Origin of the sequence: Streptomyces lycii, assembly GCF_009735685.1 — a bacterium.
Taxonomy (GTDB): Bacteria; Actinomycetota; Actinomycetes; order Streptomycetales; family Streptomycetaceae; genus Streptomyces; species Streptomyces lycii.
The window spans coordinates 59,587-77,339 of the sequence record NZ_WHPN01000293.1 but is presented as its reverse complement, the minus strand read 5'-3'; the positions used below and the strand labels follow the sequence as shown (position 1 = coordinate 77,339).

General features: G+C 72.4%; 16 protein-coding genes and 1 pseudogene. 7 read left to right on the top strand and 10 right to left on the bottom strand.

All coding sequences use genetic code 11. The features are described from left to right. Positions 1–46 precede the first annotated feature (46 nt). Positions 47–1,654, top strand: coding sequence for an aromatic amino acid ammonia-lyase (locus tag GCU69_RS16490; protein ID WP_156206479.1), 1,608 nt, complete (start codon positions 47–49; stop codon positions 1,652–1,654). Here GCU69_RS16490 and GCU69_RS34375 read toward each other — a convergent pair. The 4 genes from GCU69_RS34375 to GCU69_RS16470 all read right to left on the bottom strand — a co-directional run bounded on the left by GCU69_RS34375 (position 1,560) and on the right by GCU69_RS16470 (position 5,776). Continuing rightward, positions 1,560–2,885 carry a sensor histidine kinase gene (locus tag GCU69_RS34375; protein WP_268969312.1) on the bottom strand — a complete coding sequence of 442 codons (1,326 nt, stop codon included), beginning with the start codon at positions 2,883–2,885 and terminating at the stop codon, positions 1,560–1,562. The two genes, GCU69_RS16490 and GCU69_RS34375, sit on opposite strands and share 95 nt — an antisense overlap. Further along, a complete protein-coding gene (locus GCU69_RS16480; RefSeq protein ID WP_268969311.1) occupies positions 2,882–3,562 on the bottom strand; it encodes a response regulator transcription factor in 681 nt (226 codons plus the stop codon). Before GCU69_RS16480 ends, GCU69_RS34375 begins: the two co-directional genes overlap by 4 nt. 195 nt (positions 3,563–3,757) lie before the next feature. Further along, a complete protein-coding gene (locus GCU69_RS16475) occupies positions 3,758–4,675 on the bottom strand; it encodes an alpha/beta hydrolase (protein ID WP_156206478.1) in 918 nt (305 codons plus the stop codon). 261 nt (positions 4,676–4,936) lie between these two features. Further along, positions 4,937–5,776, bottom strand: a complete 840-nt coding sequence (locus GCU69_RS16470; RefSeq protein ID WP_218037937.1) for an alpha/beta fold hydrolase — start codon at positions 5,774–5,776, stop codon at positions 4,937–4,939. Positions 5,777–5,846: 70 nt separating this feature from the next. Here GCU69_RS16470 and GCU69_RS16465 point away from each other — a divergent pair, with 70 nt between their 5' ends. Beyond that, positions 5,847–6,797: a GlxA family transcriptional regulator gene (locus GCU69_RS16465; protein WP_156206476.1), complete on the top strand. Its 951-nt coding sequence runs from the start codon at positions 5,847–5,849 to the stop codon at positions 6,795–6,797. Between the two features lie 229 nt (positions 6,798–7,026). Here GCU69_RS16465 and GCU69_RS16460 read toward each other — a convergent pair. Beyond that, positions 7,027–7,419: pseudogene (locus GCU69_RS16460) on the bottom strand (hypothetical protein); the annotation flags it as partial. A 259-nt stretch (positions 7,420–7,678) separates the two neighbouring features. On the opposite strand from GCU69_RS16460, the gene GCU69_RS32690 reads away from it, so the two are divergent. Next, the gene (locus GCU69_RS32690) at positions 7,679–8,056 is read left to right on the top strand and encodes a nuclear transport factor 2 family protein (RefSeq protein ID WP_170315869.1); all 378 of its coding nucleotides are present in this window, start codon (positions 7,679–7,681) and stop codon (positions 8,054–8,056) included. Positions 8,057–8,277: 221 nt separating this feature from the next. On the opposite strand, the gene GCU69_RS16450 is transcribed toward GCU69_RS32690, so the two are convergent. Continuing rightward, positions 8,278–8,850 (bottom strand): TetR/AcrR family transcriptional regulator, encoded by a 573-nt coding sequence (locus GCU69_RS16450; protein ID WP_098750813.1) that lies wholly within the window; start codon positions 8,848–8,850, stop codon positions 8,278–8,280. Positions 8,851–8,912: 62 nt separating this feature from the next. Here GCU69_RS16450 and GCU69_RS16445 point away from each other — a divergent pair, with 62 nt between their 5' ends. Next, on the top strand, positions 8,913–9,884 hold the full coding sequence (locus GCU69_RS16445) for an SDR family NAD(P)-dependent oxidoreductase (protein ID WP_156206474.1): 972 nt from the start codon (positions 8,913–8,915) through the stop codon (positions 9,882–9,884). Positions 9,885–9,985: 101 nt separating this feature from the next. On the opposite strand, the gene GCU69_RS16440 is transcribed toward GCU69_RS16445, so the two are convergent. From GCU69_RS16440 to GCU69_RS16425, 4 genes are all read right to left on the bottom strand, one after another. Beyond that, positions 9,986–10,420: a VOC family protein gene (locus tag GCU69_RS16440; RefSeq protein ID WP_098750814.1), complete on the bottom strand. Its 435-nt coding sequence runs from the start codon at positions 10,418–10,420 to the stop codon at positions 9,986–9,988. 400 nt (positions 10,421–10,820) lie between these two features. Continuing rightward, entirely contained in the window at positions 10,821–11,885 is a 1,065-nt protein-coding gene (locus GCU69_RS16435; protein ID WP_170315868.1) for a glycoside hydrolase family 26 protein, read from the bottom strand. Between the two features lie 548 nt (positions 11,886–12,433). Continuing rightward, on the bottom strand, positions 12,434–13,465 hold the full coding sequence (locus GCU69_RS16430; protein ID WP_235978516.1) for a LacI family DNA-binding transcriptional regulator: 1,032 nt from the start codon (positions 13,463–13,465) through the stop codon (positions 12,434–12,436). Positions 13,466–14,022: 557 nt separating this feature from the next. Then, positions 14,023–14,802, bottom strand: a complete 780-nt coding sequence (locus tag GCU69_RS16425) for a class I SAM-dependent methyltransferase (protein ID WP_156206472.1) — start codon at positions 14,800–14,802, stop codon at positions 14,023–14,025. Between the two features lie 302 nt (positions 14,803–15,104). Here GCU69_RS16425 and GCU69_RS16420 point away from each other — a divergent pair, with 302 nt between their 5' ends. The 3 genes from GCU69_RS16420 to GCU69_RS16410 all read left to right on the top strand — a co-directional run bounded on the left by GCU69_RS16420 (position 15,105) and on the right by GCU69_RS16410 (position 17,248). Further along, positions 15,105–15,896, top strand: coding sequence for an alpha/beta fold hydrolase (locus GCU69_RS16420; RefSeq protein WP_156206471.1), 792 nt, complete (start codon positions 15,105–15,107; stop codon positions 15,894–15,896). Between the two features lie 444 nt (positions 15,897–16,340). Then, the gene (locus GCU69_RS16415; protein WP_098750819.1) at positions 16,341–16,541 is read left to right on the top strand and encodes a hypothetical protein; all 201 of its coding nucleotides are present in this window, start codon (positions 16,341–16,343) and stop codon (positions 16,539–16,541) included. Further along, positions 16,541–17,248: a restriction endonuclease gene (locus GCU69_RS16410; RefSeq protein WP_156206470.1), complete on the top strand. Its 708-nt coding sequence runs from the start codon at positions 16,541–16,543 to the stop codon at positions 17,246–17,248. The genes GCU69_RS16415 and GCU69_RS16410 overlap by 1 nt, the downstream gene beginning before the upstream one ends. Positions 17,249–17,753: the final 505 nt, after the last annotated feature.

Below are 17,753 nucleotides of genomic sequence, written 5' to 3'. Positions count from 1 at the left end.
ACCGGATTTCAGAGCGCTCTGAGATTCCCCGCCTACGTTTCCAGGCGTGCTGACGACCACGGACACCGTCTCCCTCACCGGCCCCCTGGACTCCGCCGCCCTGCGCCGCGCGGCGGCCCCGCTCACCGTCACCGTCGACCACCGGGCCCGCGCACGCCTGGACCACGGCCGCCGCCTCTTCCGCGACCTGCGGCAGGGCACCGGCGGCGAGGCCCCCCGGATCTACGGCGCCACCACCGGCTTCGGCGCCCTCGCCGGGTACGCCGGCCGCCCCGACCCCGCCGACCAGTGCGACAACACCCTGGCCCACCTCGGCGCCGGCCAGGGACCGGACCTGCCGCCCGAGATCAGCCGCGCCGCCCTGCTGCTGCGCACCTGGTCCCTCGCCCAGGGACTGTCCGGGGTGTCCGCCGAGGTCGTCGACCGGCTCGCCGCGATGTTCGCGACGACCTTCTCACCCGCCGTCCCCCGCTACGGCTCCGTCGGGGCCAGCGGCGACCTGATCCCGCTCGCCTACGCCACCCAGGCGCTCCGCGGCCGGGGACACGCGTACGTCGCGGGCCGCCGCATGCCCGCCGCCGAGGCACTGACCGCCGCCGGCCTGCGCCCGCTCGCCCTGGACGGCCGCGACGCGCTCGCCCTCGTCAACGGCACCTCCGTCACCACCGCGGCCACGGCCCTGGCCCGCGACTCCGTACGCGCGTCCCACCGCGCGCTCACGGAACTCACCTGTCTGCTGGCCGACCTCCTCGGCTGCGACCCCGGATTCCTCGACGAGGACCTGCTGCGCGCCCACAACCACCCCGGCGCGATCGAGGTGGGCGCGCGCATGCGGCGGACGCTCACCGGCACCGCGCCGTCCGGCACCCGGCCGCTCCAGGAGCCCTACAGCATCCGCTGCGCCCCGCAGCTGCTCGGCGCGGCCGAGGACGCACTGCGCTACGTCGACGGCGTGGTCGCCGCGGATCTCGGCGGCGTCAGCGACAACCCGCTGTTCTTCCCCGGCGGCGACGGCGGTGACGGCGGCGGTCCGGGTGACGGCGGCGGCCGAGGCGACGGGGGCGGCGCAGGGGAGGGGCCGGCGAAGGACACCGCGGACGGGGCCGCGGCGCCGGGCAGGGTGGTGCACGGCGGCAACTTCTTCGGGCAGCCCGCCGCGTTCGCGGCCGACCTGCTCGCGTCCGTCACCGCCCAACTGGGCAACCTCGCCGAACGCCAGCTCGACCTGCTGACGGACCCCGCCCGCAACGGGGGACTGCCCCCGATGCTCGCCACCACACCCGGCATCCAGCACGGCCTCCAGGGCGTGCAGCTGGCCACCACCGCGTTCGTCGCGGAGATCCGCCGCGCCGCGGCACCGGCCGGCATGCAGAGCCTGCCGACCAACCTCCACAACCAGGACGTCGTCCCGTTCGGCACCCAGGCGGCCCTGCGCTCCTACGACATGGCGGAGCTGCTCGGCCTGCTCTGCGGGTCACTGGCCCTCGGGCTGCGCCAGGCCGTCCATGTCGGCGCCCGCCGCCCCACCGCGCCCGGCTGCGCCGGACTGCTCGACGCCCTCAGCCACGCGATCCCCCCGGTCGACCCGGACCGCCCACTGGACGCGGATGTCCGCGCCGCGGCACGGCTGCTCGCCACACGCGGCGGGCCGTGACCGGACGCACCGCTGTGGGGGCGGGACCGCGCTCCGGGAACGTCAGGGTGAACCGGGCGCCGAGCCCCGGACGGCCGCTGGCGGCCACCGTCCCGCCGTGGCGCGTGACGACCTCCCGCAGCAGCGCCAGCCCCAGCCCGTACCGGCCGCCGCCGTCACCGTGGTGGAAACGCTGGAACAGCCGCTCCGCCTCCGCGGCTTCAAAACCGCACCCGGTGTCCGAGACGGTCAGCACCACCGTGCCGCAGGAGCGCGACAGGGCCACATCGATCCGCCCGCCCCCCGGGGTGTGGCTGATCGCGTTGGACAGCAGCTCGCCGACGGCGCGGCGCAGCGCGGTTTCGACACCGTCGACGAACAGCGGATGCGGCGGGCTCTCCACGGCGACGGCGAGGCGGCGGTCCCGTATCCGCTCGGACTCCTCGGCGACCACGGACCGGGCCAGCGCCACCAGATCGACCGGCCGGTGCTCGGCCCGCCGTGCCGGGCCCGCGGCGAGGCTGGCGGACAGCAGCAGGTCGTCCAGCACGTCACCGAGCCGGCCGACCGAACCGACCAGCCGGGACAGCCCGTCCCGGTGCGCGTCCGGCAGATCCTCGGCGTCCGCCTGCCGCGCCAGCACCTGGGCCCGGGTGTACACCTGGGTGAGCGGGGTGCGCAGCTCGTGACTGGCGTCGGTGACGAACCGCCGCTGCCGGGCGAGCGCCTCGGCCAGCGGCGCCACCGCCCGGCGGCCGAGCACCACCCCGGTCACGGCCGCGGCGAGCAGGCCCACCAGCTCGGCGACACCCAGCGCGAACCACAGGTGGTCCCGGTCGGCCAGCTGGAACCGCATGTCGAACACCGCCTGCACGGGGACCCCGTCCCCCCTGACCTCCGTACGCACCAGATACAGCGTCCCGTCACGCCGTACGGTGCGCTCCACGGGCTCCTGGGTGCGGCGCGCCCGGTCCACGTCGGCCCGCACGGGGAACCCCGCCGGGGCGTTCGCCAGCGGCGCCACACCGGGCGCGAACAGCCAGGTGCACACCGGCGGGCTCGACAGGTCGCCCGACGCCGCGCCGTAGCGCAGCTCCCGCCACACCTGCTCGTCCTGCGCGTGCACCATCACCGTGTGCGCGACCCCGCCGACGACCGCGATCAGCAGGGTGATGATCCCTCCGGTGATCACGGCGATCCGCAGCCGGGCCCGGCGCACCGCCGCCCACTCCGCGTGCGCCGCCGTCCTCACAGGGCCCCCAGCCGGTAGCCGAGCCCGCGGACCGTGCGCACGGCCTTCCGGCCGAGCTTGCGGCGCAGATAGTAGACGTAGGTGTCGACGATGGACGAGGCGGAGGCCTCCGGGAACACCATCCGTCGCAGCTCGCCGCGCGTGTGCACGGTGTCCGGGCGCGAGGCGAGCGCCCACAGCAGCTCGAACTCCCGTGCGGCCAGGGGGATCCGCTCGCCGCCGGCCAGCCACACCTCGCGCTGGCCGACGTACAGCCGGCCCGAGCCGATCCTGAGCACATCGGTGCCGTCGAGCGCCCGGCGGCACAAGGCCCGTAATCGGGCGCTGAGTTCGCCGAGGTCGAACGGCTTCACCAGATAGTCGTCGGCGCCGGCGTCCAGCCCGTCGACCCGGTCGGGCACGGTCCCCATCCCGGTCAGCAGCAGCACCGGCGTGCGGACCGCGCGGGACCGCAGCCGGCCGAGCAGGTCGAGGCCGTCCAGCACCGGCAGGCGCCGGTCGACGACGAGGACGTCGTAATGCCGGGAGAGGCCGAAATGCAGCCCCCGGTGACCGTCGGCCGCGACGTCGACCGCATACCCCTCCTCATGCAGCACGCCGGAGAGCATCGCGGACAGCTCCCGGTCGTCCTCGACCAGCAACAGCCGCCAGGGATCTTGCGCACGCTCATGTCTCACCGTGGCACACTCCTCACCCCCCGCAACCCCAGTCAACGACACAGCGGGACGGGAAGTTCACGGAGCAACAAGAAAACCGCGGACCGGGCGCCCGACCGCAGAGATCAGGCCACGCACGCCCCGGCACGCCGGGAGCGTCGTGCCGCGGCACCGCATCCGCCCGTACGCAGCTTCGGGGCGCCGCTCCCCAGGTCCCTACGATCGCGTGATCCGGTCGCGCAGCCAGGAGTCGACGCCGCTGAGCGCCGTCCTGGCCATGGCCGTGGGGTGGCCCGTGAAGCCGTGGGGCGCCTCGGGATAGACCCGCAGCTCGACGTCGTTGCCGGCCGCCGACAACCGGCCGGCCAGCGCCAGGTTGTCCTCCAGCAGTACGTCCGCGCTTCCGACGACCAGCAGCACCGGGGGAAGCCCGCCGAGGTCGCCGTAGACGGGGGAGAGGTCGGGAAGGGCGCGGTCGTCCACATGACCGGCGTACGCCTGGATGAAGTATTCGTCCGCGATGCGGCGGCCGGCCGGGGTGCGTGCGCTCAGGTCGTAGGTGCCGAATTGGAGTGCGGCGCCGGTGAAGCGGCCGACGGCACCCCTGTCCCGCAGCCGGAGCAGGGTCGCCAGGGCGAGTGTGGCTCCCGCGGAGCTTCCGCCGATCGCGAGCCGGGACGTTCCGAAGCGTGCACCTGCTTCTGCCACGAGCCAGAGCGCCGCTGCTTCACAGTCGTCGGTGGCCGCCGGCCAGGGGTGCTCGGGCGCCAGCCGGTAGTCGACGCTGACGACGGCGAGGTGCAGGGTGTCTGCGATCTCGCGGTTGCGTCCGTCCCCTCGCGCCGCGGAGTCCATGTAGAAGCCGCCGCCGTGGATGTCCAGGTAGACGCCCCGCGGCCGGCCGCCGGCCGGTGTGAAGACCCTGACCGGCACGCGTGCTTCCGCGCCTTCGGCCGTCTCTTCGACGGCAGGCGGATCGGCGGCGGCCGGAGCGGACCGCCGTGCTCGTGCCTCCTGGAGTTCCGCCAGTGTGCCCGGTCCGCGGCCTGCCGCCCTCGACCGGTAGAAGTCACGGGCTTCGTCGACCTGCTCCGCGGGCACATCGGCGAACAGAGCGTCCAGCGCGAATCGCACGCGCCCTCCTCTTCACTCTTCACTCGGATCGCGCCCCACGCTGGTGCCGGGACGCGGCGCCGGATTCCGCCGCATCCCGCGAAACACCTCTGCTGTGCCCTGCCGTGCAGGTCACCGCGCTGGTGGTGGCGTGCACGCGGTGAACGCAGTGTCCTGTGCGGCTGCGGCCTTCCGAACGCCGCGCTCGCGCCGCCGTGCCCACTCGTCGGCGGCGATGTGACCGAAAAGGCGGCGACAGCCCGGGTACCGCCCGCTCGGCCGCTACGCCGTGAAGAAGTCAGCCAGTGCGCGGGCGATCCGGCCGGGCGCGTTCTCCGTGGGGATGTGCCCCGCGTCCGGGACGCGTACGAGTGTGGTGTGCAGGATCTCCGAGGCGAACCGCTCGGCGTACCCGACCTTCTGGAAGCCGTCGTCCTCGCCCCAGACCAGCAGCTTGGGTGTGGTGTTCCGCCGCAGCGCGGGCACGGCGTCGAGGGTGTAGCGGCTGTCGGCCGCGCCCGCCATGGCCATCCAGGAGCGGCGAACCCGCGCATCGGTCCACGGATCCAGATAGTCCGCGATCCGCTGCTCGGTGGCGGCACCGGCCAGTGCCGCCGTTACGGCTTTCCGGCGGGCGGCGAGCATCTCGTCGGCCGTGGTCGCGGCGACGACCTGCGGGTCCCGGAACCGGGCCACGCCGGGCACCGGCCAGGAGTCGTAGGTGACCGAGTTGACCAGGGCCAGCCGGGACACGTCCAGTGGGCCGCGGACCAGGAGGTGCTGGGCGACGCCGCCGCCGATGTCGTGACCCGCTACGGCGACCGGACCGGAGAGCTTCAGCGCGGAGGCGAAGCGTGCCACCCAAGCCGCGAGGGCCGGGACCGTGGCCGTCTCCGGCGTGAGTTCGCCTCCCGAGCGCCCGAGCCCGGGGAGGTCGACCGCGACGGGTCGCAGCCCCGCGTCGGCGAGACGGCCCAGCACCGGAAGCCAGACGCGGCTCCAGTACGTTCCGTGCAACAGCAACACGGCCGGGCCGTCCCGTTCCACGGTCAGGTAGCGGGCCGTCTCGCCATCGACCTCAATACCGGTCCGCAGCACTGTGGTTTCGGTGATGTCACTCATGGGTCCACTGTGACCGGGGGCCGGCCTCCCGCCGAGAGTCTGGAACGACACCCTCGGGTACATTCCTGCCATGGCCCTTCACCGGGTGGTGGCCCTGCTCACTCCGCCGCAGTCGCCCTTCGAACTGGCCTGTGCCTCCGAGGTCTTCGGTACCGTCCCGCAGGACACCCCGCCCCGCTACAGCTTCCGGGTCTGCGCCGAGCGTCCCGGACCCCTGCGGACCACCGCCGGCTACGCGATGCTCGTCGAGGCAGGGCCGGCCGCACTGCGGGAGGCGGACACCGTGGTCGTCCCCGGCCGGCAGCCGCCCGACGCGGCCGTGCCGCCGGAGGTCACCGAGGCCCTGCGGGACGCCCACCGGCGCGGGGCGAGGATCGTCGCCCTCTGCACGGGCGCGTTCGTCGTCGCTCAGGCCGGACTGCTCGACGGCCGCCGCGCCACCACGCACTGGCACAGCACCGCCCGGCTCGCCGCCGCCTTCCCCGAGGTGCGGGTGGATCCGGACGTGCTCTTCGTGGACCACGGTGACGTGGCGACCAGCGCCGGGACCGGCGCGGGCATCGACCTGTGCCTGCACCTGGTGCGGTCCGACCACGGCGCGGCGTACGCCGCCCAGATCGCCCGGCGCATGGTCCTGCCGCCGCACCGGGAGGGCAGCCAGCTCCAGTACGCCGAACAGCCCGCACCGGCCAGGGCGGACGAGTCGTTGGCGCCACTGCTGGAGTGGGCCGCCTCCCGCCTCGGGTCCCGGCTGACTCTCGACCACCTCGCCGAACGCGCCGGACTGTCCAGCCGCACCCTCGCCCGGCGGTTCACCGAGCAGCTCGGCACCAGCCCGGGACAGTGGCTGCTCGGCCGGCGCCTCGATGCGGCACGGATACTGCTGGAACAGACCGACCTCCCGGTGGAGACCATCGCCTCCCGGGTCGGACTGGCCTCGGCGGTCAACCTGCGTCGCCGTTTCCGGGCACATCTGGGCACCACACCCGGCGCCTACCGGCGGGCCTTCGGCGAAATTTGACGGCGCGGCCGGGTGTTCCCGCGCGGGCGGACGCGCGCGCGGGCGGACGCGCGGTCGTGGCGCGGATGCGACACCACGGCAGGGGAACGGAACCGGCGAGCCGCGAGCCGCGGAAGCTGCCGGCGGACCGCCGCCTCCCGGGCGTCCGGGCCGGGACTCCGGCCGGTACGGATCCCGTGGCCCGGTCGGTCCCCGTGCGTGGGCCCGGACCGGCGGGGCTGCGCCCCCGTCAGGCCGGGATGCCGTAGCGGCTCTTGAGGTGGCGCCAGAAGTCGCGGGCCATCCAGGTGTCGAACTCGGTGACGTGGTCGGCGGCGCCTGCCTTCATCAGGAAGCCGCCCGCGCCGGTGGGGGTCCAGTCGTAGAAGTCGTCCAGACCCAGGGTGTGGCCCATCGCGTGGAGAAGGATGTGGATGTTCTCCTGCCCGAGCGCACCGGTGTAGTACTCGGTGCCCATCCGCTGGCCCCAGTCGCCGCCCGCGCCGCCCGCGAAGCCGTCGGTCAGCCACAGGGACTGGTCGTAGTGGCGGGCCTCACCGCCGGGGCACCGGGAGTAGTCGTTGTCCTGGTGGAAGAAGCGTCCGCATTCGGGCGCGCACTGAGGAGCGCCCCCGGAGTCGAGACAGCGTGGGGCCGTGGGGGAGACCTGGCGGGTCCTGGCATTCCCGCGGATGCCGGATCAGCATCCCGCCCGGACTGACGGTCGTACAGAGGGCTTTGTGGGAGCGCTCGCGAAACTGGGCGACGGCGGCGAAGCCCGTCCGGCGGATCATGCCGGGCGAAACCGCGCCGCAGAGCGGGCCCTGCAGGGGTTCCCGGCGGCGCAGTCGCAGCGCACGGCGAGCCCGGTCCGTGTCGTCGGGCGGTCATGGACTCGGCACATGGTGACGATCCGATCCGCACCGGAGAGCGGCAACGCTCCCCGTAAGGAAGTCCTCCGCGACTTCGTCGTCGCCCTCGCCGAAGGGGACGACGAGACGGTGGCCGCGCTGGTCGGCGAGGACGTGGAAGGGAATCTGGTGGGCGACACCGTCCTCCGCGGACGCGAAGCCGTGCGCGCCTGGGCGGCCGACCTGCCCGAGGCCAAGGAGGTCGCCTTCGGTTCCCTGATCACTCACGGCAGGGAGGCGGGCGTTGACGGCACGATCGAGGCGGCTGACGGCACGCGGTATGCCTTCTGCCATGTACTGCGCTTCCCCGGGGCGGCCAGGACCGCGAAGGTCGCCGAGGTTCGCAGCTACGTTCTTCCGGCCGTGTGAAGCGACGGGGTGAGGGGCGAGCCGGGCGGGCGGCAGTTGCCGGTGCACCTCGACCTGTCCGCTCCGCGGTCTGCCCAACAGGTCATGAGTGAAGCCGGGGCCGGAGTTTGTGGGCGGGGGTCGGGCGGCGGTGCCGTGGAAGACGTACGGGCGCTCGGCGGACCGTGTGGCCGCGGCTCAAGTGCGTCAACGCATGGAGCGGCCGTCCACCGCGAGCGTTTTCAGCGCACCAGGAGACGGATGGCGACGGCCAGCCGTTCGAGGTAGGACTCCCGTGACGCGACCTGGTGCTTGAGGCCGATCGATGCGCTGATCATCGTCTGGGCGACAGGGAGGGCCCCCTCCCGTCCCGGCCCGACGGCGATCGCGTCGGTGATCAGTTCCTCGAAGCGTCGCGGTGTGGTCTCGATGATCTCACCGAGGAGGTCGGGGTTGTCCTCGACAACTGCCGCGATATCGCGCGCCAGCGGGCCGATGTAGCGGCCCGTCCACTGGTCGAACGCTTCGAGGAGGCGCTCCGGAAGCGGTCGGCCGCTGTCGGCCAGGACCCGTTCGACAGCGGTGATGTCGCGGCCCAGGGCCTGGGTGACCGCGGCACGGAACAGGGTCTCCTTGGAGGAAAAGAGGAAGTAGAGCCCGGGCCGGGAGATGTGCGCCGCCCGCGCCACCTCCTCCATCGAGGTCTTCCGGTAACCGAATCGCGCGAACGTGGCCATGGCGGACTCCAGAACCATGGTCCGGCGATCGGTGTCAGTGACTGTCGACGGCGGGCGGCCGGCGTCGGGACTGCTCATGGGGCGAGCATACGAGGGGGAAGCAAGCTATACAAATCATGTTCAGTATGTATAGTCGCGCCGTGGACACTCGCAAACTCATCTCCACGCCCTTCACCTCCTCCAGTACTGCGGATGACGTGCTGCGGGGCGTCGACCTCACCGGCGTACGCGCGATTGTGACGGGAGCGTCCTCCGGGCTCGGGACCGAGACGGCTCGCGCACTGGCCGCTGCCGGGGCGGAAGTGACGCTGGCCGTCCGGAACACGACCGCGGGAGACGTTGCCGCCGAGACGATCGAGAGGTCGACCGGAAGCATCCGGCCCCGCGTCGTCCGGCTCGACCTTGCCGACAGGGCTTCCGTCACCCGGTTCGTCGAGGCGTGGGGCGGCCCGCTTCATCTGCTGATCAACAACGCCGGCGTGGTCACCGGTGGCCTCGAACGGACGCAGGAGGGCTGGGAGCTGCAATTCGCGACACATCATCTCGGCCACTTCGCGCTCGCCACCGGCCTTCACCACGCCATGGCCCGGGGAGCAGCCGACCGCGACGGGGCACGGATCGTCTCGGTCAGCTCGACGGCACACATGCGGTCCGGCATCGACTTCGACGACCTCCACTTCGAGCGCCGCGGCTACGACCCGCAGATCGCCTACGCCCGGTCGAAAACGGCGAACTCCCTCTTCGCCGTCGAGGCGACCCGCCTGTGGGCGTCCGACGGCATCGTCGCCAACGCGGTGAATCCCGGCGGTATCGCGACGGGACTGCAGCGGAACTTCACGCCGGAACAGAAGGCGTCGCTCGACGCGGCCGAGGCCGCCGGAGTCTTCACGTACAAGACGGTTGAGCAGGGGGCCGCCACCAGCGTCGTCGCGGCCGTCGCCCCCGAGTTCGCCCATTCCGGCGGCCACTACCTCGACGACGCACAAGAGGCCTACACCGTGCCGGACGACGCCGACCTCGCGCAGCACCCGCACGGTGTCAAGGAATGGGCGCTCGACCCCGCCACCGCCGAGCGCCTCTGGAACGTCTCGACCGGCCTGCTCCGCGGCTGACCTCTCGCGCAAAGGCAAGCGGGGCTCCGGAGGATTCCCGCCGCATACAAGACCAGAGAGGACGGTTCCCAGCTTCCCACCTCGCCGAGTCGGAGGGATCCTCAGTCGAGACAGAACTCGTTGCCCTCGATGTCCTGCATCACGATGCAGGACTCGTTCTCGCCGTCGGCACGCATGGTTCGCACATGTACCGCGCCCAGCGCGACCAGCCGTGCGCATTCGGCTTCCAGCGTGGCCAGGCGCTCGTCGCCCACGAGCCCGATGCCGGCCCGCACGTCGAGATGCACCCGGTTCTTGACGACCTTCCCTTCGGGAACACGCTGGAAGAGCAGGCGCGGACCCACACCCGAGGGATCACTGCATGCAAAGTAGTCCACCTGTTCCCCGGGCGGCAGTGAGCGGTGGTAGTCCTCCCAGGTCGCGAACCCCGCCGGGACCGGAGGCAGGACGTACCCCAGCACCTCACACCAGAAGCCGGCGAGACGCGCGGGTTCCGCGCAGTCGAAGGTCACTTGGAACTGCTTGATCGTTGACATCGGCGCACGATAACAGGGGTCTTGCTCGTCCAGCAGGGTGGGTTGATCCGCACGTTGCGGGGTGGGCGGCCTCTGCTGTCCGCCCGCGACTGCCCCCACCCCGGGGAATCCGAGCCCCGTCACCGACGACTGAAACGCTCTCATGAGTACGGCTCTCGTACCGTCCGCACGGGCTTGCGTACCGTCCGCACCGGGTTTACCAGCCGAAACGAAGGTCCCGGCCGCTCAGCGGCAGGGATCTTCGTCGTGGCTGGTCGCGCTCTCGGCCACGGGCGGCCGCGCGGAACGCGTCCGGACGTCCGCGGCGGGGCGGGGGAGTCCTCGGTGCGTCCGGCGGACGCCCTCGGACATCTCGCCCGGGCGCAGGCCGGTCACCCGGCTCGAAGCAGGCGCCGGATCCCTATGGATTCGCGGGCCGGCGCGGCGGCTTGGTCTTTTCGCTGTACTGTGCGGCGACCTCCGCCAGTTCCTTTCCAGTGCCCTGCATATAAGGCTGGCTGACCCAGGAGGTGAAGGCGGCTTGGGCGGCCGGTGACGATGTTCCCGACCACTTCTCCTCCTTGTCCTGATCGAAGTAGACGGTCATCTTCAGATCGGGGTAACGCCCGGACCGCAGATCAGCGGACATGTCGTTGATCCACTGGGCCTTGTCGCCCCCGTCCTCGCTGGAGCCGATTTCGCCGATCATCACCGGACGCGTCGGTGCGATGGCGCGCGCCTTGGCGTAGGCGCCGGTGAACATCGACTCGAAGCTCGTCCAATGGTCGCCGTCCGGGTCCCAGGACGGACCGTGGCCCCAGTTGTAGCCGTCGATGCCCACCCAGTCGACGTATGCGTCACCGGGGTAGGACCGGGCAGGGTCGTTGAAGGAGGCATCGGGGGTGGAGCCGTTGTTGAAGCACCATATCCACTGGACGTTGGTGGCTCCGGCGGCGACGACGAGGTCGTGCACATGCCGGTAGGCCTTGATGTAGAGGTCGGGATCACTGTTGTTGTTGACGATTCCCCATGGGTACCAGTCACCGTTGAACTCGTGACCCCACCGCACCATGATCGGCGCACCGACCGATGCGAACTCCGCACCGCGGGCTTTGATGTAGCTGTCCCACTCGCCGTCGATGATGTCCTGGAGATGGATCTGGTCCGGGTCGGTCGCGCTCAGCTCCGTGTTCCACGGCTCCCAGGTGTAATGCATCATGACGCCCTGCTCCCACAGGTCCCTGGCTCCGGCTGCGTCGAAGGCGTTGCCGGTCGCCCAGCTGTCGAACCACAGGACGCTCGCCGGGGTGGCCCCGTACCGGCTCTCCGTTCCCGACGGGATCTCGGCGGGACTCGTCTGGCGGAACACGCCGAGGTACTTGGTTGTGTCCGCACGGCCGGCTGATGCCTCTGCGGAGGCGGTGCCGGCGGTCGGAACGGTCAGCGCCGCGCACAGCAGGAGACCGACGGCGAGGATGGTCGCCATTCGGAGGCTCCCGAACTCGATCCGGCGTTTCATCTGTCCTCCATAGCTCTTGACGCGATCGGTCGCGCTCGCATCGGGGGCGATCGGTTCACTTCCACGGACTCGGCACGCCACGCCGTCCGCCGTCGTCGGCGGGCGTCGTCGGAGCGAGCCGACGATGAGCGGGTACGAGACCTCCTTCCGGCCTCCTGCCTCTCCGGCGAAAGTTTCTTGGAGCAGAGCGACAAAAGATGGGCCCCAGGCAGAGGTGGGAGCGCTCCCACTCGGAGGCATCCCCAACGGGAGGTGTCTGGGCTGTGCGAAGCCATCTTGATGGGCACTCATGGGCCGGGTCAACGTTCGTGCATGCTCAAGAAATTTTCGTTCCGAGGCCGACCCAGCCCGGTGGTGACGGTCCGTCCGCTGCGTTCGTCGCGGTGAGGCCGGGGTCCGGCCGAGCCGGGGAGGCCGCCTTCCGCCCGAACGGCACCTTCGGCCTGCCGCCGCGCTGCTCCCGCGGCCTGACCCGACCGGGGAACCGTCCGGCGGCGGGCCCTATCCGGCGGGCCCTATCCGGCGGTGCCGTCGGGCGGCCCGGTGCTGCCGCGCACCACCAGTTTGGTGGGCACCTCGAACCGGTCCTCTCCCAACTCCCGCCCGGCCGCCAGCTCGAGCAGGAACTCCGCCGCCGTGGCCCCCATCCGCATCATGGGCTGATGGACCGTGGTCAGCGGCGGGTCCGACCACTGTGTGAACGCCAGGTCGTCGAACCCGACCACGCTCAGGTCCTGCGGAATGCGCAAGCCGGCCGCGCGCGCGGCGTTGTAGACCCCCAGGGCCTGGAGATCGTTGGCTGTGAAAACCGCTGTCGGCCGGTCGGGCACCGCCAGCAGTGCGGCCGCGGCGTCCCTGCCGCCCTCGAAGTACAGGGGAGCTGCCCGCACCAGCTCCGGAGCCTGTGTCACACCCGCCGCGTCCAGCGCCGCCCGGTAGCCGTCGAGCCGGGCACGGCAGCACAACAGCTCGTCGGGGCCGCTGACCATCGCGATGCGCCGGTGCCCCAGTTCCAGCAGGTGACGCGTGGCGACCAGGCCACCATTCCAGTTCGTCGCGCCCACCGACGGGATCGGGTGAGCCGGTTCCCCCGTGGGATCCAGCGCGACGAGCGGAATGGACCGGCTGGCCAGCTGCGCCAACTGCGCTTCACTGAACTCCGCCGAAACCGCGATCACTCCCCGTGGGCGGCGAGCCAGCATCTGACGCGCCCAGGTGCTCTCCGGTGTGTGGCTGCCCCGCATCTCGGTCAGTGTCACGGCCAGCCCATGAGGCCGCACCGCCTGTTCGACGCCCCGGATGATCTGGAGCGCCCACAGGCTGTCGAGGGCCTGGAACACCACTTCGACGATCGGAACGGTCTCGGAGTTCTCGTGCTTCTGGAAACCGTGGTCGCGAATCAGCCGCTCGATCCGCTGCCGCGTTTCCGTTCCCACCCCCGCGCGGCCGTGGATCACCTTCGACACCGTCGATGCCGACACCCCGGCCAGGTCGGCGATCTGGGAGACACCGATCTCTCCCCGCCCCCGCACCACTCGATCTCCCACACCCGGAAGTCTACGTGGCCGTCGAACCCCTCAACCGGCCGCTGCAGCAGGCTGACACGACCGCGCCACCGGGAGAACGGCCAAGAACTGCCGTCCCAGTCCGCGAGTCGGGCCCGGAGTGACGGCAGAGGGACGGCCGTCAGCCGGCCCGGCCGGGAGCCCGGTGCGACGTCCGGCCGAGTGCGGCACTCTCGCGCCCGCGGTCCGCACCTTCGCTGCGGTCGTTGTCCGGTGTGGCGTTCCCGTGCCCGGCGCGGGCTCTCCTCCACGATCCGGAACCGGAAGCCCGGGGCAGGCCGTGTCGCCGCTGATTTCGCGTTGGGCGTGGGGCCGGCCGGGCGGGGGAGCGGTTCACCGTCCGGGCGCCCGGGAGTTTGGATTGCCGGGCGTCTCGCAGGTGTCGAGCGCAGTCGGGCGCGTCACCGGGCGTCGTTCCGGTGATCCGTACGGAGGGGTCGGGCAGGGCCGGGCCGGGGCCGGGAGGACGGCGCCGGTCGCGCGGACACTCGTCGCCGGGCCGCGGCTCGCCGGCAGGAAGATCAGGTGGTCGACGGCTCTCACAGCCGCCGCACGCGCAGTACGGCCGTCAGCATCGGGAGGGTGAACTCGCCGTCGGCGGTCTCCGGCCTGCTCGCAAGGAATGCGCGGATCCGGCCGAGCGTGTGCTGGCGTTCCTGTTCCGGCATGACCAGGACCCCCGCGCGCGTCGCGAGGGTCGCGACGAGAGAGCCGGCGGTGCGGCGCTGACCGTGCGGGAACTCGGCTTGCTCCGGCGAGCCGAACCGGGCGGCCCCGCCGGTCTTCGGAAGGTGCATGCCGGCCGTCTCGGCGCGCCAGCCGGCGGGCGTGTCACGCGGCCCGACGGCCGCGCTCCCGCTGACCCGGGCGAGTTCGGCGACCCACTCGACCCGGTCGTCCATGACATTCCACAGCCCCGCCAGGATGCCGCCGGGCGTGAGGACCCTGGCGATCTCGGCTCCCGCGACGGCCATGTCGAACCAGTGCATGGCGTTGCCGGCCAGCACCGCGTCGACGGACGCGTCCGGCAGCGGTATCGCCTCGGCGCTGCCCTGCAGGGCACGGACAGCGGGCAGCGCGCAGCACAGCTCGGTCAGCATCGCAGGGTCGGGCTCGACCGCGGTGACGTCGGAGCCCGTCGCGACCAGCGTGGCGGTCAGTTTGCCGGTTCCCGCTCCGAGGTCGAGCACACGCGGGCCCGGCGCGGGCTCGAGCGCCCAGCGCACCGCGGCCTGTGCGTAATCCGGGCGGTGCTCGGCGTATGCGGCCGCCGCCGCGCCGAACGACGAGCTGTGAAGTTGCCGTTCGCCCCGGTCCATGCGGTTACGTTAGCCGTGACCAAACCGCCGCTGCTACCCGCCCGCGCCGCGCCCGTCCACCGCCGCCGCGACCCCGTGTGCTGCTGACCACCGAAGGCCGGCGTCATGGGAGCCGGAACATGTCCGCTCTCCGACAGGCCGACCGCCGCCCGGCCGGCGGGCGCCGGCGTGCTCCCGCGGACGGGCGGTGCTGATCTCCCGCTACGGCTTCCCCCGCGCCCGTGGCCTCCCGCAGTTCACGGCCGCTCAGGGCCCGGACGGAGTACCGTGCCCGCCCACACCGGAGTTGAGGAAACCAGCCGATGACGTACACGACGACACCCGACGGGACTCGCATCGCCCACCAGTTCCAAGGCGACGGGCCGCCCCTCGTCCTGCTGGCGGGCCAGGCGAACAACCACCACTGGTGGGACCGGGTCCGCGCCGACTTCCACCCGGCCCGGAGCACTCTCACCCTCGACTACCGCGGCACCGGCGACAGCGACAAGCCCGACACCCCCCACAGCACCGAACTGTTCGCCCAGGACGTCATCGCCGTCCTCGACGACCTCGGCATCGACCGGGCCGACATCTACGGCACGTCCATGGGCGGCCGTGTGGCCCAGCAACTCGCCGCCCGCCACCCGCACCGGGTCGGCGCCCTGGTCCTCGGCTGCACCTCACCCGGCGGCCCGTACGGCATCGAACGCGGCGACGACGTCCGCCGGGCGCTGGCGCAGCCTCAGCCCGGAGCCGCGCGGCAAGCCCTGCTGGAGCTGATGTACACGCCCCGCTGGCTCGCCGGCCACCCCGGCCCGTACCACACCCTCGGCGACCCCCGCATGCCCGCCCACTCCCGGCGCCGCCACCTCGCGGCCAGCGACCGGCACAACGCCTGGGACCTCCTGCCCGGCATCAGCGCACCCACCCTCGTCCTCCACGGAACCGACGACCTGCTCAACCCCACCGCCAACGCCGCCCTGCTCGCCGACCGCATCCCCGGCGCCCGGCTCCACCTGATCCCCGGCGCCCGCCACGCCTACTTCGAGGAAGCCCGCGGCCACGCCGGCCCCCTGGTCCTGGACTTCCTCACCAGCACGTCGACCCGGCCGTAGCGGCGCGGCAGCCTCGCCGCCCAGCTCGCCCACATCGAGGCCGCGAGCGGCGCGAGCCAGCAGGCCGGCCGGGACGGGGCCCAGGGCCGGTCACCGGAGCGGTTGAGTGCGGGTGACGTCACGCCCGCTCCGGCCGTCGGAGGTGTGGCGGCCGGGCCTGTGCGGGTGCGCGGACTCCGCGGCGGGCCTTGCCCGTTGGCGTATCGGCGCGGCTTTCGTCCTGCTGGGTTCAGGACGTCCGCAAATCGCCGGTGCGGCACCGTGCCGGTGGGCGGCTGACCTGCACCAATGGGCCGGTACGGGCCTTTCACCCGGTGGCCGGTTGTTGTCGTGGACATCCCGTTTGCGGCCATGATCCACCGGTTTTTGTCGGTAGGCGCTGCTAAACCCGTTCCCAGGGAAGCGGGTCGCGCGGGCGGCCCGCGGGAGAGGGAAGGGGCGGGCATGGCACCGCAGGGATACCACGTCGTTCGCAGCCACTACCGGCGCAATCCGCGGCCGGGTTCGAAGAAGATGAGCGGTTGGACGATCGCCGCGCTGGTCGCCGGGGTCTGGCTGTGGGGGCAGGTCTTCGGTTTCAGCGACACCTCCGGCGAGCAGCCGGTCCGTCCGCAACCGTCGGTATCGGCGCCGGCGGCCCCGTGATGGCCCGTCGCCGTATCGGGCTGCGCCGTCCGCGGGGGAGGGGCGAGTATCTCGCGGCCGCCGTCGTCGGCGTTGCCGCCGCGACCTTGCTGGGGCAGATGGCGCTGGCCGCGCTCGACGAACTGGCCCGCGCCTGGCCGGTGTGGAGCGCCGCGGCGGCTGCCGGTGCCTGTTACGGCATCGCAGTGACGCTGCACCGGCTCCGCGCCCGGCGCAGCCGTTGGCGGGCACTGGCGGCGTTGCGCCTGACGCTTGCGCACCTCGACGCCCTGACCGACCAGGCATTCGAGACGGCGCTGCGCGATCTGCTGATCCGGGACGGCTGGTCGGCCCGGCATGTGGGACGGCAGGGGGACCAGGCCGCTGACGTCATCGGGCACCACCCGCAGCGGGGACGGATCGTGCTGCAGGCCAAACACACCCGCACCGGCGGAAAAGTCGGCTCCTCGGTCATGTACCAGGTCAAGGGCACCGCGGGGCCGGTGCACCGCGCCGACACCGCGGTCGTGGTCACCAACGGCTCCTTCACCCGCGACGCCAAGGCGTGGGGTGAGCGGCACGGCGTCCACTGGATCGACCGGGACCGGCTCCGCACGTGGGCCGAGCAGGGACTCCCCGTGCACCAGCTGCTCCGCCTGCCCGCCCGGCCGGGCAGGGCAGCACCCGTCCGGCGTGCGGCCGTCCGCGCACGCACGCTGTCCGGCTGAACCGGGGGAGGAGGGCCGGGTGTATGAAGACGCGAGTCGTCCGGCCCGTGGCTGAAGGTGCTCCGGGGCATCGTCGCGCCGGGGGCGGCCAGGACGCTGTGGCGCCGGCGCACCGAGGACGTCGCACAGTGGATCACGACGGATGTCCGGTGCGGGTCAGCGGACGTCCGTGGTGGGTGGTCGGCGCTCGTCACCATCCGGTGACGCTGTTCTCTCTCGTGCACCAGAAGCGGCGTTTCACCGAGGGCCGGGACCAGGTGGGCCGTGCCGTCGGCTCTGATCGCCACATGCTGTCCGGCACCGGCCCACGGCGACCTCTGCTGCCTGCCGATTCGACAGCCGGACCACCGGCGTTCCCGCCTGCGGAAGCGAGCTGCCGAAGGACAGGAGGTCCTCAGGTCCTCGTCGGCGCAGCCGGTGAGGGCTCTCGTACAAGACCGGGCGCGCCGGAGTTCCTCGCTCACCCGCCGGCCGGGTGCCGGGGGCGCCGGGACCGCTGCGGCTG